4 protein-coding genes are annotated in these 19,318 nt (G+C 69.8%); all 4 read left to right on the plus strand.

Annotated features, from left to right (window positions below; all coding sequences use genetic code 11):
• The first annotated feature begins 468 nt into the window (after window positions 1-468).
• The 4 genes from BY998_RS14720 to BY998_RS14735 all read left to right on the plus strand — a co-directional run bounded on the left by BY998_RS14720 (window position 469) and on the right by BY998_RS14735 (window position 18,896).
• On the plus strand, window positions 469-15,813 hold the full coding sequence (locus BY998_RS14720) for an autotransporter-associated beta strand repeat-containing protein (RefSeq protein WP_181425532.1): 15,345 nt from the start codon (window positions 469-471) through the stop codon (window positions 15,811-15,813).
• A gap of 11 nt (window positions 15,814-15,824) precedes the next feature.
• On the plus strand, window positions 15,825-16,430 hold the full coding sequence (locus BY998_RS14725; protein ID WP_181425533.1) for an invasion associated locus B family protein: 606 nt from the start codon (window positions 15,825-15,827) through the stop codon (window positions 16,428-16,430).
• Between the two features lie 898 nt (window positions 16,431-17,328).
• Window positions 17,329-18,294 carry a zincin-like metallopeptidase domain-containing protein gene (locus BY998_RS14730; RefSeq protein ID WP_110352369.1) on the plus strand — a complete coding sequence of 322 codons (966 nt, stop codon included), beginning with the start codon at window positions 17,329-17,331 and terminating at the stop codon, window positions 18,292-18,294.
• 29 nt (window positions 18,295-18,323) lie between these two features.
• Complete coding sequence (locus tag BY998_RS14735; RefSeq protein WP_146221785.1) at window positions 18,324-18,896, plus strand: hypothetical protein; 573 nt, start codon at window positions 18,324-18,326, stop codon at window positions 18,894-18,896.
• Window positions 18,897-19,318: the final 422 nt, after the last annotated feature.

A 19,318-nucleotide genomic window follows, 5' to 3' on the forward strand; every position in this document is an offset into this window, starting at 1 on the left:
ACGAGGCTGGTGCGGCGCCCGCCGCTGACGCCCCGGTCCCTGGATCTTCCGTGGCCCGCAGACAGGTGGTGCACGCCACAGTCGAGGCAGTCGAGGATCTGACGCCGTAGCTGTGGCGGGTCGCGTCCGTACCTCGACGCAGGGAACACGGCTCAAAGGGGTGCAACCCTGCCGGATGCCGCCCTCGTGTCCTCGGCGTTGCATTCGTCCGACACCATCGACGAGCCCGACGGTCGCCTCCCGGCGAAGCACCGCCAGCACCGAGCACGCACAGGCCCGGCATCTGTGTTCGGAAACACACATGGGCCGACGATGTGCCAGGATTTCATTCTCTGAAGACGCTTAGTCAACGAGGAGGCTTGCCGACCCCTGTCGTGATGCCGTGACAATCGGCAGTGTGCCCCGGCGCAAAGCGCAGGTCGGATCGGGCAGCTCTGTGCCGCGTGCGCCGCCGAGGGGGGGAAGAGTATGACGAGCAGATCCGACGCTGGCGGCCGTATGCTGCGCGCGGCACTGGACGCCTCGACGGCGCTGGTGGGGATCAGCTTGCGAGTCGACATGGAGCCGGGCGCGCCGAGACTGGCCGGCTACGCGTGGCTGCGTTCGCGCATGGTGCAAGCGCTCGCGCTGGCGATCGAGCCAGCCGCCGCGCTGATGGCCCGGCTCCGCGTCGGGCGGCGCACACGCAAGGTTCGCCCGGCGGCCCGGGTCGGGCAGCGGTGGCGCAAACGCGTCCTGGCGGTGGCGGGCGCAGCGGTCGTGGCCGTCCCGCCCACGGGTGTGGCCTGGGCCAACGGCGGCATGGGCGGTGGCGCCGGCGCGGGTGGGGGCGGCGTTAGCAATGCGACGACGGCCGGTGGCGCTGGCGGAAACCACAACACCAGTCAGGGCAGCGGCGGCGGCGGCGGCGGCGCTGGTACAACGGGTGGGAGCGGCGGCTACGGCAACAACGGAGCCGCATTAGGCGGCGCCGGCGGCGGCAGCGCCGGTGCAGCCGGCAGTCCAGGAAGTGGGGCGGGAACGTTCGGCGTCGGCGCCGGCGGCGGCGGTGGCGGGGCGCATGGTTTCGTGGGCGCAGCCCTGCCGACCGGAGCCCTCTCGGGCGGCGCCGGAGGTCAGGGAGGCGACGGCGGCATCGGCGGCGGCGGCGGCGGCGGCGCGGGCGGCTACGGCGCTGTTATCACGGGAAACGGTGCCCTCGGCACGTTAGGTTTCAACGTGACGGGCGGAGCTGGCGGTGCTGGCGGCCGGACGACAGGAGACGCCGGGGGACCCGGAAGTGGTGGCGACGGCGGGATCGGATTATTCTTCAGCAATACGGCGGGTGCGACCGTCACGATCGGCTCAGGCATCACGGTCCTGGGCGGTGCCGCAGGAGCCGGAGGGGCCGGTGGAAGTCGGCCCACCGGCTCTGCGGGTCTCGTTGGCGCCGGCATATCCGGCCAGAACCTGACGATCACGCTGGCAAGCGGCGCCGCGGTCTCGGGCGGAAGCGGGAACGCGATCGCCTTCACGGGTGGCGCCAACACGCTCACCTTCCTGGGCGCGACATCCGGTCTGACGGGGAATCTCGCGAATAGTGGGACGAGCCTAACGTTCCAGCAGGCGACCGACCTGACCCTGTCCAACACGATCACCGGCACCGGGGCGGTCGCAAAGGCAGGAGCCGGTACGCTCACGCTGTCGGGAGCCAACACCTATACCGGAACGACCACGATCAACGCCGGCACCCTGCGGGCCGGCGCCGCCAACATAATCTCTTCGGCGAGCGCCGTGACCGTCAGCAACGGCACGTTCGATCTCAACAACAACAACCAGTCGATCGGCTCTCTCAGCGGCAGCGCCGGAACCATTACTCTAGGCTCCGCGACGCTGACGACCGGAAGCAACAACGCCACCACAGGTTACTTCGGCGTGATTTCTGGCAGCGGGGGGCTGACAAAGACGGGGACAGGTCTCTTCGATTTACGCGGCGTCAACACCTACACCGGCCCGACGACCGTCCAGAACGGAGTCCTGCGGATCGGCGGCGGTGGTTCGGTCGCGTCGACCGATTTCGACATCGTGGGAGGTCAGCTCACCCTCGCATCAGGCACGGTGCCGGCCAGTGCGATCGTTACCCAGACGGGTGGTTTGTTCTCCGTCGGTGACGCGGGTGCGGCCTACACCATCGGCTCACTCCGGGGTAGCGGCGGCTCAGGGGTCCTGTTTGGGGCAGGCACCACGCTGTCGGTCGGCGGCAACAACACGAACGACGCCTACGGCGGTAATATCGGCACGGACGGCAACGGAGCGCTGACGAAGGTCGGCACCGGCACGCTCACGCTCACCGGCGCGAGCGGTTACACCGGCGCCACCACGATCAGCGCCGGTACCCTGCAGATCGGCAACGGCGGCATCACCGGCTCAATCGCCAGCACGTCGGGCGTCACCGTAGCGAGCGGCGCTACGCTCGCCTTCAATCGATCCAACGATCTGACCTTCGCCCCCGCGATCACAGGGGCCGGCGCGGTGACCAAGGCCGGGACCGGGACACTCACCCTGACGGGGAACCAGACCGTCGGCGCGTTAATCGCGAACGGTGGCTCCCTGGCGATCGGCGTCGGCGGCAGCCTCACCACCGCCGGCGGCGCCGGCCTCGTCACCGGTGCGGCCGGGGGGCAGGCGCAGGCGGCCGTGCTCGTCAACGCCGGCGGAAGCTTCGTCAACGCCGGCACGATCACGGCGGGCAATCAGGGCATTGCCCTCCAAGGCGGGACATTCAACAATACGGGCAGCGTCTCGGCGCCGAACCAGAGCGGTGTCTTCTCATTGCTGGGCGGAGCGATCAACAACACCGCTGGGACGATCTCGGGTGCCAACGGCCTCGACTTCAACGTTGCGACGGCGGCGTCGCTCAGCATCAACGGCGGCGGCATCTTCACCGGAACCGGTGGTTTCGGCATCCGTGCCGTGAGCGGCACCGGCTCGATCGCACTCGGGACGACGACAGCACTCGGTGCCGTGTCCGGCACCACGAGCGGCATCCTCGCGGCAACCGGTGGCACGATCGGGATCGTGACCGGCGGCAATGTCACCGGCGGCACCGCCGACGCGATCAGCGTTCAGACGACGGGCAGCGGCACGGCTAGCGTCACGCTTTCAGGCAGCGGCGCGGCGGTCACCGGTGCTGCATCGGGCAACGGCAACCATGGCGCGGGCGTGCGCGTGGTGACCAACACCGGCGCTGGGACGATCAACGTCTCCGGCTCGGGAAACACAATCACCGGCGACCAGCCGGCGATGCTCGTCCAGTCAACGAACGCCAACGCCACGATCAACGTGACCGGCACCGGCAACACCTTCACGGGTTCGTCGGGCCTGATCACCGACCAGCAGGGGACGGGCGCGTTCTCCTCGACGATCTCGTTGGCCAACGCCACCACCGTCGCCTTCAACGCCTCCGACCCGACCGACGCCTATAACGGCCAGGGTCTCTTCGCGAGCAACCAGGGCACAGGCGCGACGAGCATCACCACCGGCACCGGCTCGATCACCGGCAACGCCAACGGCATCGTGCTGGCACAGACCAACGCGGCCAATGCTGCTGCGGTCTCAGTTACCACCGGCGGCAACATCACTGGTTTAGGCGGCGCCTCGGCGGTGCCGGTTGCCTACCAAACGGCGTTCACGAACGCGCCGGGCGGCTCGCTCGGCAGCACCCCGACGGGCCTCGGCGTGTTGGCGGTGAACGCGGGTACCGGCACGCTGACGGTCAACACGAGCGGCGGGACGATCCAGGCCGCGCAGGACCGTAACGCCGTCGACGCGCGCAACGCCGGCGGCCTGCTCACTGTGACCAACGCGGACGGGCTCCAGCACGCGGCGGGGGTGACCGGTGGCTCGGGACTCAATGCCATCAATACGGGCAACACCGGCACGAGCGGCGTCAGCGTCACCAACTCCGGCGCGATCGGCGCGGCCGGCGGCGCCTTCGACAACGGCGTCGTGGCCTACAGCACGACAGGCGCGGGCAATGTCAGCGTCGACAACCAAGCCGGCGGCGCGATCGGCCAGGTGGGAACGCCCGTCACGGGCACCGGCATCCTCGCCTTCAATCAGAATGGCGGGGCGGGCACCGTCACGGTCGGCAACGCCGCCGCGATCGTTGCGGCCACCGGCATCAATGCCAGCACCAGTGGCGCGGGCGCGGTCACCGTCAACCACACCGCCGGAACGATCCAGGCGACGGGCAACGGCATCGTCGCCACGGCGTCCGGCTCGGGCGCGATCGTCGTCAACCAGACCGGCGGGCAGATCAACACGAGCGCGACGGCGGCGGGCGTGGCCGGCATCAACACGCAGCGCTCGACCGCTGGCACCATCACCATCACCGCGGGGGCGATCACCTCGACCGCCGAGGCCGTGCGGGCGATCAATCTCGCCTCCGGCGACATCACGGTCGCCACGCAGGGAAACATCACCGGCGGATTCGGAGCGGTCAACGCGTCGTTCCAGGGCGGCACCAGCACCGGCAACCTCACGCTCACGACCGCGCAGGGTACGACGCTCTCGGCCACCAACGCGGGCGCCGGCGTCATCGGCGTGGCGCGCGCCGCCGGCGGGACGGGCTACGTCCAGGTCACCAATGCCGCGACCCTCACCCGTCCGTCCGGCACCGGCGACGGCGCGATCATCGCCTCGAACGTGACAGCCGGATCGCTCGCCGGCACGCTGACCGCTGTCTCGATCGACAACTCCGGCACGATCACCAACAACTTCGTCACCGGCATCTCGGCCATCGCCAGCGACGCTGGTGTCGTGACCGTCAACAATTCCGGCAGCATCACCGTCGGCACCACCGGTATTCTAGCCAGCAGCGGAGGGAACGGCGCCGTCACAGTCGGCGGCAGTGGCGGCGTGGCCGGCGGCACGACCGGCATCACGGCGACACAGACGGGCACCGGTCCGGGTGCCGGCATCACCGCAGTGACGGTATCAGGCAGCGGCCCGACCACGGGCAGTGCCGGTGTCGGCATCAATGCGCAGATCAGCAACGCGGGCAATGCCGGCAACGTGCTCGTCACGCGCTCGGGAGCGGTCACCGCCGGAACGACCGGCGTCAATGCCATCACGACCGGAAGCGGAAGCGTGACGGTCGGCACGACAGGGGTGCCGGTTGCGGTCGGCAACATCATTGCGGGCGGTGTCGCGATCAACGCCACCGCCAATGCAGGCGCCGTCACGGTCAACACCGGCTCCGGCACGATCCAGAGCGGGAACGCCAACGCGATCAACGCGACAGGTTCCGGTGGGTTGATCACCGTCAACAACGCCGCCGCGATCCAGCATGGACCGGGGGCAAACGGCTCCACCGCGATCAATGCGCTCACTTCGGGTACCAGCGGCATTCTTGTCACCAACGGCGGCACGATCGGCGCGGTTGGCGGCGCGTTCGGCAACGGTGTCTTCGCCCAGTCGACGGCGGTCTCGGGCGACGTCACCGTCACGACGTCCGGCCTAGGCACGATCGGCGCCGGGTCCGCGCCGACCGACAATGGCTTGTTCGCCCGTAGTTTTGGTTCAGGCACAGTAAGGGTCACGACCGACGCGGCGGTGACCGGCACGAACTATGGCGTGCGCGCGCTCGTGGACAACACTGGGGGCACGAACTCCGGCACGGGCGCGGTGATCGTCGGCGGTGCAGCCACGGTGGCTGGCAATGTCGGAATCTCGGCGCGCCAGCGCGGCACCGGCGCGGGCCCGAACTCCGGCGTGACCGTGCAGGGGGCGGGCGCGACGACCGGCACTGCCGGCGTCGGCATCGACGCGGTGATCGAGAACGCCGTCAACGCCGGCAACATCCTGGTCAACCGTTCGGGTCTGGTCACGGCCGCCACGACCGGCATCAACGCGGTCACGGCGGGAGCCGGCGCGGTGACGGTGTCGGCCGGGCCGATCACCACGACGAACGGTTCGGGCCTCGTCGCCACCGGCACGTCGGGCGCGGTGGCGATCACTGCCAACGGTGCAATCGCCGCCGGCGGCGCGGGCAATGCCGGCCTCTTCCTCACCGGCAACAACGCGAATAACACCGCGGCCGTGGCCTCCGGCACCACCGTGCAGGGCGCGATCGGCTTGCGAGTGGCCGGCACCGGCACGACGACGCTGGCCAACAACGGCACCCTCGCCACGACAGTCGCGGGTGGAAACGCCCTGCAGATCGACGGCGGCACACTCGTCCTCGGCGACACGGCCGGCACGCTCAACGGCAACCTCGCGGTTCTGAACGCGGCCGCGAACGGTGCCAACGGTGCCAGCGTGCTCTCGGTCAATCGGACGGCCGATCTGAGCCTCGCCAATACGATCACCGGCGCGGGCACGCTGAACCAAAACGGTACCTCGGTGCTGAGCTTGAGCAGCACAAACAGCCCGTCGAACGGTCAGTTTACAGGTACCGCCAACGTCAACGCCGGCATCCTCGCGGTCAACGGGATCTTCGGCGACACCGCCGGCAACACTGCCACCGTCAACGTCAACAATGGCGGCACGCTCCAGGGCACCGGCACGATCGCCGGATCCGTGGTCGTGGCGAACGGCGGGACCGTCTCGGCCGGCAGCTCGCCTGGCACGCTGTCGGTCGCTGGAAACTACACGCTGAACGCCGGGGCAACCTCGCTGTTCGAGCTTGGCGCGCCGGGCGTGGTCGGCGGTGCGAGCAACGACCTGATCAATGTCGGCGGCAACCTGGCGCTCGGCGGCACGCTGCGGCTCGTCTCGGCCACCGACGCGACGAACAGTCCGGTCTCGGGGGCCTATCGCCTTTATAACTACAACCAGAACGGCGCCGGCGGCACGCTCGCGGGCAGCTTCGGAGCCGTCACCACGCCGAGCGCCGGCACAAACGCGCTCGTCTACACCGACGTCCCCAACCAAGTGAACGTGCTGCTCGCGAACGGCAACCAGTCGGTGCAGTACTGGGACGGCGCCGATGCCACCGGCGCCACCGCCGGCGCTCAGGGTGGAGCCGGCACGTGGAGCGCTACTAACACCAACTGGACCCTTCTGCCGGGCGGTCAGGTCAACGATGTCTGGCGCTCGGGGGTCGGCATCTTCGGCGGCACCGCCGGCACCGTCACGGTGGCGGGTGCGCAGAACGTCCAAGGCCTGCAGTTCACGGTGACCGGCTATCAACTCGGCGGCACCGGCACGCTCAACCTGACCGGCGATTCCTTCACCACGCCGGGTCAGAGCTTCGTGAACGTCGACACGAATGTCAGCGCCACCGTCGCGAACGCTCTGACCAGCACCGGCGGCACGATCGGCTTGCGCAAGCTCGGCAATGGCACCCTCACCCTGGCGGGTGCCAGCACTTATACGGGCGACACCACGGTGGAGGCCGGCACGTTGGCTCTGGCTGCTGGCGCCAGTCTGATCTCATCGGTCGCGAACAATGCCGGGTCCACCTTCACCAACGGCGGAACGCTCAACGGCAACCTCGGCAATGCCGGCACGGCCGCGAACACTGGCGCCATCGCGGGCGTGGTCACCAACAGCGGCAGCTTCACCAACACCGGCACCATCGCCGGGCTCGTCACGAACGCGGCCGGCACCACCGACAGCACCGGCACGTTCAACGGCGGCGCCACCGTCACCGGCGGCACCCTCACGCTCAACGTCGGCAGTATCGTCAACGGTGCTGTCAGCAACAGCGCAACCGTGACGGCTCGGGGCCAGATCAACGGCACCGTCACCAACACGACCGGCGCCACCTTCACCAATATCGGAACGCTCAACGGCAATCTGAGCAATGCCGGCACTGCCTCCAACGCTGCCGCCATCCTGAGCACCGTCACAAATTCCGGCACCTTCACCAACACCGGCGGCGTCGGCGGCCTGCTCACCAATATCGCGGGTACCAGCATCAACACCGGTACGCTCAATGCCGGAGCCACCGTCACCGGCGGCACCCTCTCTCTCGATGCGGGCAGCATCGTCAACGGGGCTGTCAGCAACAGCGCGACCGTGTCGGCACAGGGCCAGATCAACGGTGCCGTGATCAACAATGCCAGCGGCATCTTCACTGTCAGTGGGGCGCTGACCGGCATCACGCAGCTCACCAACAACGGCGCCCTGACGCTCGCCGGCAACCCTCTCGGCGTCGGCACGCTCAGCGGCAGCGGCACCATCCAGAGCGCGAGCGCGACGGCGGCGACGCTGACCGTCGGCACCGGTGTAGGGGGGGACAGCACCTACGCTGGCATCCTGCAAGATGGCGCGGGGGGCGGCACGCTCGGCCTGACCAAGACCGGCGACGGCACGCTGACGCTGACGGGCGCCAACACCTACTCCGGTACGACCACGATCGCAGCCGGCACCGGCTTGCAAATTGGCAACGGCGGCACTGTCGGATCAATCGGCGGCACGTCGGGCGTGACCGTCAACGGCACGCTGAGCTTCAACCGCTCGGACGCGGTCGCCTTCGCGCCCGCCCTCTCGGGCGCCGGCACCGTCAATCAGAACGGCAGCGGCTCCCTGACGCTCACGGGGACCTCGACGGCCTTCACCGGCACGGCCAATGTCAATGCCGGCACGCTGATCGTGAGCGGCTCGGTCGGCGACACCGCCGGCAACAGCGCCACCCTCAACGTCAACGCCGGCGGCACGCTGCAGGGCACCGGCACCTTCGCCGGCTCCGTCCTCGTCAACGGCGGCGGCACGGTGTCCGCCGGCAACGCTCCCGGCACGCTGCCCGGAATGCTCACGGTCGGCGGCAACTACACGGTCGCTTCCGGGTCCAACAACCTGTTCCAGCTCGGCACGCCCAACGTCGTCGGCGGCGCCACCAACGACCTGATCAATGTCGGCGGCACCCTGACCATCAACGGCGGCACCGCCAGCCTGCAGAACGCCAATGCCAGCGGCCTTTACCGCCTCTACAATGTGACAGGCCCGGTCGCGAGCGCAGCCCAGCCCAATGCCGGCTTCACCACGGTCACCGCCAGCAACGGCACCGCCGCGATCTACACGGTGCAGCCGGTCGTCGGCGGGCCGAACCAGGTCAATGCCCGCGTCTCCCTCGGCGGTCAGGTTGTGCAGTACTGGGACGGCACCGACGTTTCCGGCCTCGCCGGCGGCACGCCCGGCGCCCAGGGCGGCTCGGGCACCTGGAATGCCACCAACGCCAACTGGACCGACGATCCGGCCGCCGGACAGGTGAACCAGAACTGGCAGGGCCAGTTCGGCGTGTTCACCGCCCCGAGCGTAGGCGGGACCAGCACCGTCACCGTGGTGGGGCAGCAGAACGTCCAGGGTCTGCAGTTCGCCGGCGACGGCTACACCCTCACCCCCGGCGCCGCCGGCAGCCTCAACCTGACCGGCGATCCCAACGGGCTGGCCGGGTTCAGCACTCTGCGCGTCGATGCCGGGGTCAGCGCGACGATCGGCACTCCGGTCACTGGGCTCGGCCTGAACAAGGCGGTCGGTTCCGGCACGCTGATCCTGACCGGCGCCAACAGCTTCAGCGCCCTGAACATCGCCGACGGCACCGTCGATGTCCGCGGCGGCGCCGCGATCGCGGATACCGCGCCGGCGACCATTGCCAACGTGGCGGGCGCGCGCCTTCTGGTCACGAACTCCGAGACGATCGGATCGCTGACCGGTGGTGGCACGACCGGCGGGATCGTCGAGATCCTGGGCGGTCAGACGCTGACGACGGGCGTCGATGGCACTAATACGACCTTCGGCGGCGTCATCGGCGGGGCCGGTGGGCTGATCAAGACGGGCGGCGGCACTTTCACGCTGACCGGCGCCAACACCTTCGGCGGCGGCACGACAGTCGCGACCGGCACCCTCGTCAACAACGGCGGCGTCGCCTCGAGCGTTGGCGTGAACACGCCAGCGATCTTCGTCAACAACGGCACGCTGGCAGCCGATCTCGCGAACGCCGGCACCTCGACCAACAACGGCAGCATCAGCGGAGCCGTCGGAAACACCGGCGCCTTCGTCAACAATGGCGGCGTGGGCGGACGTCTGACCAATTCGGGTACGGCGACGAACAACGGCACGATCGGCGCTGGCATCACCAATACGGGCACGTTCACGAACAACGCCGGCGCGGTCGTCAACACTGGTCTAGCCAACAATGCCGGCACGGCCACGAACGCCGGAACGGTCAACGGTGGCGTGATCAACGCGGCGGTCTTTACCAACACCGGAACGGGAATCGTCAACGACGGCCTCACCAACACGGCCGGCACGACGACGAGTACCGGGACGATTAACAACGGTGCCACGATCGCCGCCAATAGCGCCCTGACCAGCACCGGCATCGTCAACGGCGGCATCACCAATTCCGGCACCGTGAACGCTCGGGGACAGGCCAACGGCTTCGTCACCAACAATGTGGTGGGCACCGTCAACGTCACCGGTCCGCTCGCCGGCATCGGCCGCCTGACCAACGACGGCACGGTCGACCTCGGCGGCAACGACCTCGGCGTCGGCTCGCTCGCCGGCTCGACCGCGGCGGCGACCCTGACCAACGGCGGCACGCTGGCCGTGGGCTCGGACGGCACGGCGTCGGCCTATGCCGGGCGGATCACCGGTGCCACCGCGCTGTCCAAGGTCGGCGCGGGCACGCTGACCCTGTCGGGCACAAATGACTACACCGGCGCCACCGCGATCAACGCCGGCACGCTCCAGGCGGGCGCGGATAACGCGTTCTCGGGCGCCTCGGCCGTGACGATCGCGTCGGGCGCGCGGATGGATCTGGCGACCTTCAACCAGACCATCGCCTCGCTGGCCGGCGCCGGCCGCGTGACGCTGGGCTCGGCCACCCTGACCACCGGCGGCAGCAACGCCCCGACCACCTACGCCGGCACAATCTCCGGCACCGGCGGCGTGACCAAGGTCGGGACGGGGACCTTCACGCTCTCGGGGACCAACACCTATACCGGCGGCACGCAGGTCAACGCCGGCACCCTGGCGATCCTGGCCGGCGGCAGCGTCGCCTCGGACGTGGCCAACAACGCCACCTTCACCAACGCGGGCACCGTCTCTGGCAGCCTCACCAACGCTGCCGGCGGCACCAGTACAAACAGCGGGGCAATCACCGGCACCGTCACGAATGGCGGCAACTTCACCAATGCTGGGACGATCGGTGCCAGCCTCACCAACACGGGCGTTTTCGGCAACACGGCGATGGGGATCATCGCGGGGCCGGTGACGAACACCGCCACCTTCACCAACGCAGGCACGCTGAACGGAGGCCTCAGCAACAGCGCCGGTACCTATGCACAGACGGCGGGCGCCCTCGACGGCGGCACGACCAACGCCGCGGTGATCAACGCCGACGGCGGCCGCTTCGGCGGGGCCATCGTCAACAGCGACCGCTTCTCCGTCGGCGGCGCGGTGACGGCCGACAGCCCCTTCATCAATGCCGGTGCCGGAGTGCTCGCCGTCAACGCCGGCAGCCTCACCGGCATCACGGTGCTCGCCAACGACGCGACGGCCAGCACGGCGACCGGCACGCGCCTATCGGTCGGCGGCCTTGTGGGGACGACAGCCGGTGCGACCCTCGCCAACGAAGGCGCGCTCGTCCTGGTCGGCGGCGTCGGCGACACGGCCTATGCCGGGCGCCTCACCGGTTCGGGCACGCTGATCAAGTCGGGCAGCGGCGTGCAGATGCTATCCGGATCCAACGGTCCCGGCGTGCAGTATACCGGCGCGGCCACCCTCGACGGCGGCACCCTACAGCTCACGGGCGTCCTCGGCGACACTGTGGGCGACACGGCACGCCTGAGCGTCGGCTCGGGCGGCACGCTGGTCGGCACTGGCACGTTCGCCGGCAGCGTGACCAATGCGGGCACCGTCGCCGCCGGCGCCGTCCCGGGCATCGGCACGATCGGCACGCTGACCATCGGCGGCGGCTACACGATCCAGGCCGGATCGACCAACGCCTTCGACCTCGGCGCGCCTAACAGCGTTGCCGGAACGAGCAACGACCTGATCCGGGTCGGCGGCGACCTCACCGTCAACGGTGGCACGCTGGCGCTGAGCAATGCGCCGGCGAGCGGCCTGTACCGGCTCTACGACGTCGGCGGCAGCGTGACGTCAGCGGCATCAGCCAATGCCGGCTTCACGAGCGTTACCGCCACGAACGGCACGGCCGCGGTCTACAGCGTGCCCGTCGCCGGCACGCCGGGACCGAGCCAGGTCAACGTACGCTTCGCCCTCGGCGGGCAGGTCGTGCAGTACTGGGACGGCGCGGACTTGACCGGTGCAGTGGCCGGAGCGCAAGGCGGGCCCGGCACCTGGAACGCGGGCAACGCCAACTGGACGGACGCTCCGGCCGCGGGCGGAGTGAACCAGAACTGGCAGTCGCAGTTCGGCGTGTTCACCGCGCCGGCTGGCGGCGGGGCGAGCACTGTCACGGTGGCCGGCCAGCAGAATCTGCAAGGCCTGCAGTTCGCCGGCACCGGCTACACCCTTCTCGCAGGTGCCGACGGCGCGCTAAATCTGACGGGTGACCCGAACGGGCCGGCCGGCTTCAGCACGATCCGCGTCGATAGCGGGGTCAGCGCGACGATTGGCGCTCCGATCACCGGCGTCGGGCTGAACAAGAGCGTGGGCGCGGGCACGCTGGTTCTGACTGGCGCCAACACCTTCCAGGCGCTCAATATCACCGAGGGGACGGTCGAGCTGCGCGGCGGTGCCGCGATCCTCGACACCGCTCCGGTGACACTCGCCGACACGGCGGGTGCGCGGCTGCTGGTAACGACCTCCGAGACGATCGGCTCGCTCGCCGGCGGCGGCAGCGTGACGCTGAGTTCGGCCACGCTCACCACCGGCGGCAGCAACGCCACGACGACCTATGTCGGCACAATCTCTGGCTCAGGCGGACTGGTGAAAGCCGGCAGCGGCGGCTTCACCCTCTCAGGAGTGACTAGCTATACTGGTCTGACTTCGGTGCAGGCGGGGACGCTGACGCTTGCCACCGGCGGCAGCCTGACAGGCTCGGTGAACAACGCGGCGACCTTCGCCAGCGCTGGGAGCGTGGCCGGCGGTCTGACCAACACTGGTACGGTGACGGCCTCGGCCGGCCGCATCGACGGCGCCATCGTCAACAATGCCGGGTCCTTCACCGTCTCGGGGAGCGTAGCGAGCCGCGGTCCCTTCGCTAACGCGGGCGGCGCGACCCTCGCCGTCACCGGTACCGGGGCCTACGCCCTCGCCGGCCTGCTCACCAACGCCGGCAACCTCACCGTGGCCTCGGGCGGCAGCCTCACGGCCCCGGCGGGGATCGTCAATGCCGGTTCGATCGCGGTGGCGCAGGGCGGCACCGTCAGCGATGCGCTCGCCAACAGCGGCAGCGTGCTCAACGACGGCGCCTACAACGCCGATGTGAGCAATACCGCGTCCGGCAGCATCGCCAACAGCGCCACTGGCGTCTGGGCCGGCAGCCTCACCGCCAACACCGGCACGGTCACGAATGCCGGCCAGTGGCGCGGCGACGGCCGCAACGCGACCGGCGGCAGCCTCACCAACACCGGCACCTGGACGACGGCCACCGCGCCGTTCGCCAATGCCGGGACGCTCATCACCACCGGCGTGCTCAACGGCAGCATCGCCAACACCGGCACCGTCCAGGCCGCCGGACAGATCGTCGGCGCGGTCTCGAACGGCGCGGGGGCCAGCTTCACCCTCACCGGGCCGCTGACCGGCGTGGCTACCTTCGCCAACGACGGCACGCTCGACCTTGGCGGCACCGCCTTCACCGTCGGCTCGCTCTCGGGCACCGACACGACGGCGACCTTGCGCAACGGCGCATTGACCACGGGCGGCGACAACCGTTCGACGACCTATGCCGGCCGCATCGTCGATGGCGCTGTCGCGACGGCGCTGGTGAAGACCGGCAGCGGCCGCCTGACGCTGACCGGCCCCAACACCTATACCGGGGGCACCACCCTCAACGGCGGGACGCTCGTCGCCTCGGCGGCGGCTCTCGGCAGCGGACCGGTGAGCAGCAACAGCGACCTGATCGTCGACCAAGCCGGCGACGCCACGCTGGGCAGCGCTCTCAACGGCACCGGCCGCTTCACCAAGCAGGGGGAGGGCACGCTGACCTATACCGGCACGGGGACGCTGTCGGGACCGACCACGGTCGCGACGGGCAGGCTTGTCGTCCAGGGAAGCCTCGCCGCCTCACCCATCACCGTGGCGAACGGCGCCAGCCTCGGCGGCACCGGCCGGATCGGTGGGCTGACCGTCCAGTCCGGGGCGAGCGTCGCCCCGGGCGCCGGCACCGCCCCGGGCAACCTCGGCACGCTCAGCGTCGACGGCAACGTGCTGTTCGCAAGCCAGTCGATCTACCAAGTGGACGCTACGGCGGCCGGCCAGTCCGACCGCATCGCCGCGACCGGCACGGCAACGCTGCAGGGCGGAACGGTGCAGGTCACGGCGGGCACGGACCAGTATGCACCGCGCACGCGCTACACCATCCTCTCGGCCGCGGGGGGCGTGACCGGGCAGTTCGCCGGCGTCAGCACGAACTTCGCCTTCCTGACGCCGTCCCTCAGCTACGACGCCAACGACGCCTATCTGACGCTGGCGAGCAACGGCGTGCAGTTCGGCGCGGTGGCGATCACGCGCAACCAGGGCAGCGTCGCCGCGACGGTCCAGGCCCAGGGCGCCGGGACGCGTCTCTACGACGGCATCGCCGTGCTGTCGGCCCCCCAGGCGCGGCAAGCCTTCGATGCGCTCTCGGGCGAGATCCATGCGGGTGCGGTGACCAGCCAGTTCGCGACCGGCTACCTCGTGCGCGAGGCGATCCTCGACCGGCTGCGCTTCGGAGATGCTCCGAGCTTCAGCGGTCCCGGCGTGGGGGGCATCGGCCAGCGCTTCGCGCCCGGCACCACCCTGCCGGCGATGTACACCGCCGACCTGCCGAGCCAGACCCCCGCACCGGTCTCGGTCCCGACCCAGCTCGTCGCGCCGAACCCGGTCGCGGTCTGGGGCCAGGGCTTCGGCTCGTTCGGCGCGGTCGGCGGCGACGGCAATGCCGCACGGCTCGATCAGCAGACCTCCGGCTTCGTGCTCGGGGCGGACACCCGCCTCGACGAAAGCTGGCGCGTGGGCGTGGCAGGCGGCTACACCTTCACTACCTTCGACATCACCACCCGCCAGTCCACCGGCACGGTCGAGAGCGGCTATGGCGCACTCTATGCTGGCGGCAGCTTCGGCCCGGTGCAGCTGCGGCTCGGCGGCGCCTATGCCGGCTCAAGCCTCGCGACCAACCGCGCGGTGATCTTCCCCGGCTTCTCGGACAGTGCCAGCGCCCGCTACGGCGGTTCGCTTGGCCAAGCCTTCGGCGAAGTCGGCTACCGCGTCGGCTCCGGCACGGGCTACGTCGAGCCCTTTGTGGGTGGTGCCGCGATCCGGATCGGCCGTGACGGCTTTACCGAGCGCGGCGGTGCGGCGGCGCTGACCGCCCGGGGGCAGGACTACGACATTGCTACATCGACGGTGGGCGTGCAGGCCCAGGGGCAGATCGGTGCGTTCTTCGGCTCGACCTCGCCGATCTTCGTGCGCGGTCTCGCTGGCTACCGCCGCGCTTACGGCGACGTGGTGCCCTCGACCCTGTTCAGCTTCGGCACGGCCGGTCAGAGCTTCCTGACGGCGGGCGTGCCGGTGGCGCGCGACGCCCTGGTGGCGCAGGCGGGCCTCGACTGGCAGGTGACGTCGGAGACGACGCTATCGCTCGCCTATACCGGCCAGGTCGGAGCGGATCGCACCCAGATCCATGGCCTCAAGGGCGGCTTCCTCTATCGCTGGTAGGACGGATGACGATGCGTTCGACGAAAACAGTTCCGATCCTGGCCGCCATCGCCGCGATGGCCGCGCCGGTGGCCTGCCCCCTCGCCTACGGTCCGGTTCTGGCGCAGGCGGCCCCCTCGCCGTCGGCGGCGACTCCTGCGGCCTCGGCCGTGCCGGCGGAGCCCGGCACGACCTCGGCGAGCTATGGCGACTGGGTGTTGCGGTGCCAGCGCGGGGGCACGGCCGAGAAACCGGTGCGGGTCTGCGAGGCGGCGCAATCGATGCAGGTGCAGGGGCAGGCCCAGCCAATCGCGCAGATCGCGGTCGGGCGGGTCGGCGCGGGTCAGCCGCTGCAGGTGACGGCCCTGCTGCCGCCCAACGTCGCCTTCCCGAGCAGCGTGCGGGTGCTGATGGACGAGAAGGATGCGACGGGGACCGAACTGCCCTGGCGCCGCTGCCTGCCGGGGGCCTGCGTGGCCGAGGCGGCCGTCAAGGAGGAGAACCTCCGGCGATGGCGCGGGGCGGCGGAGCCGGGCCGGATCGCGTTCAGGAACGCGGCCGGGCAGGACGTGGCAATCCCGCTGTCGTTCCGCGGCCTCGCTCAGGCCCTCGATGCCCTGGCCAAGGAGCCGGGATAGGGGCATCGATCGACTAGGTGCGTGGTAGCCGGCTCCCGCGATTCAGTCGGGGGCAGCCACTAAATCCCTGATCCTAGCTTCTCCTTGGTCCGGCGCATCTATGACGTAGACAGATAGCGACCAGCCAACGCCGGTTGCTCACCTCGATCGGTCCATCTGCCACAACGCGGATATTCTGGGAGGCTGCATTGGGTCAGGTGTCCGCGCTCAACATGAGCGGCTGCGATTGATGTCGCAGAAATCACCAAGGACGAGACGCTCCTCCAACTACAGAAGATAGAGCAGAGCTATTTCTCAACTTAGGGAAAGAGCCATGCTCCCTATGAGCCCCGAGCCTCCACCGCCAGCCATGCGGGATGGGGACCGCCGGGTCGCACGCCGAAGGGCATCGGCCGCAAGCGGCTCCGCGTACGCGGGACCGTAGGATGGAGGGAACGGGTCGCCCCAGACCTCCACGACGACCTAAACGCACCGCGGATCGAGCTAGCGGGTCCGTCGGCGCTGGCCGTCCAAGCTGACGGGAAGCGGTGCGTAAAGGCCGACAGCACAGCCCCGGCCTGCCTGTTACAAGGTTGCACTTCGATCCGCCGGTCGACCGATGGCGTGGCTCCAAGATCCACCTGCCTGGTTCGGTACGAGGCTTTGCCAGGGCCCGGCAAAGCCTTGCCTAAAGCCAAGCCGGTCTCCCTCTAACGTTCACCAAGATCCAGAACAGGCAGAGAGGAGAGCACCGCCCCTCACCCAGCAGCGGGTGGGGCCGCAGTGGTACACCCTGCCGCCCCGTCACTGACCTGCGACGCTGCGTTTGAGCACCGATCGCTGCGGTGAACATCGCTTGCCGCTCCGGGAAACACCGACCGAGCCGCCAACGCAATGGCCACCCGGAGCCACGCCCTTCATGCCCGCGCACGACCTGCACGCTCGCGTCGCCGCCGCCATCCTCGCACAGCTTGAGACCGCGGCCCCCGCTTCGTGGACCCCGCCCTGGCACGGCGCCGACCCCATGCCCCGCAACGCCCGCACCGGCCGACGCTACCGCGGTATCAACGTGCTGGCCCTGTGGTGCGCCGCGCAGGCACAGGGCTTCGCCGACGCGCGCTGGGCGACCTATCGGCAGTGGACCACGCTCGGTGCGCAGGTGCGGAAGGCCGAGCGCGGCACGCTGGTGCTGTTCTACAAGGACCTGCCCCGTAGCGCCGCGGCCGGCGACGGCGAAGCGCCCGAAGGCGCTCCCTTCGTTGCCCGCGCCGCCCACGTGTTCAACGCCGCCCAGGTCGACGCCGCCCCACCCACAACCAGCGAACCCCCGGACACATCACCGCCTGCGCCGTTGCCAGTTTTCGACACCTTCGTCGCGAACACTGGCGCCGTGATCCGCGAGGGTGGCACCCGCGCCTGCTACGTTCCGGCCACCGACACGATCCACTTGCCGCCGCGCACCGCCTTCCGCACGCCCACGGGCTATGCCGGCACGCTCGCTCACGAGCTCGTGCACTGGACGGGTGCCCCGCATCGCCTCGCCCGTGACCTCACCGGCCGGTTCGGCGCCCGCACCTACGCTGCCGAGGAACTGGTAGCCGAGCTCGGTGCCGCCTTCGTCCTGGCCGACCTCGGGCTCGCACGCGCGCCCCACCCCTACCATGCCGCCTACTGCGCATCCTGGATGCCGCTGCTGCGTGCCAACCCGCACGCCCTGAGCCACGCTGCCTCGCAAAGCTCACGGGCGGCGGACTACCTCACCGCGCTGCAGCCTGCGGCTCTCAATCTCCCTTCATTCGAGGCGTCCGTCCCTGCTGCGGCGACAGTGGACGCCACACCGGCCAGCGCTGGGGCAAACATCGATCAGCAACAGGTCACCACGTGAGCGCGGCCGTCCCGCCCCCCTCGTGCCGTGTGCTGACCACACTGCTCGACGAAATCGGCCGGAGCACCGACATCGAACCGGGCAACGGCACCACCCCGGTCGAACGCGCCCTGCGTGATCTTCTCGACGCGCTCGCCGCTCACGAAGCCGCGCTCGCTGGACTCGACCGCCTCGAGGAAGCAGTCGTGGCCGCGCACGGCTACCCCCGCGTACCTTTGCCGGGGGACCCTGCCAGGCCTGGGCTCGCCTACGCGGCCGATCCCACGACAATCGAGCGCCACCTCGGTCATGGTTCGCTCGGACGCCGCCTGAAGGCCGAGCTACGGCGACGCCAAGCTGTCGTGCGGGAGGCCGCAGCCGCGGCCGGCCTCCCAGCGGCGCGCGCCCGCGAAGCTGTTACGGCCCGCGCTCTCGGGGCCGCGGGCACCGCGCTGCTCATCGCGCCGTGCCAGACCGTGCAGGATCTCCGGCTCAAGCTTACCGTGGTGATCGCGGCGGGCGAGGCTGGACCGGACGACGCGACCGCGTTCCCGTGGTGGTGTCTGCGCGTACTGGCCGTCGATATCAGCCCTGCGTCGAGCTGGCTGGAACCGCGAGCGTGAGCGCGAGAGGCTGTGCGAGGACATCGACGGCGAGCGGAAGGCGGGCGCGCTGGGGAAGGCATCTCAGCACGCTGCAGCGTGGAGGCGCCACCACCGATGCTTCTTGTCGCCGGTCCACCGGACTGCTACACATCCTGTGGCGGTAGCAAAGCCAAGTGTCTCTACGAGTTCAGGTTTTCTCGTGGCTGTTTCGCGGGTCCGTATCCAGGTCCCCCAGCCACTTACGGCGAAATTCCACATCACAGCAGTACTTGATTCAATCTCGCTGTCTCAGCGAGCGCGCCTCGCCGCCCTGCTTGCAGCGGGGGGGGCGTGCCGTGACGGTCGCGGTGGCTGGCTTGAACGCGCCTTGGCAGCGCGACCTGCTTCGGCCCGGACGGCTTTGATCGCTTGAGCGCATTTGCGAGCGAGAGCGGATCGAT

The sequence above is a fragment of the Methylobacterium sp. B4 genome, assembly GCF_003201865.1.
Taxonomy (GTDB): domain Bacteria; phylum Pseudomonadota; class Alphaproteobacteria; order Rhizobiales; family Beijerinckiaceae; genus Methylobacterium.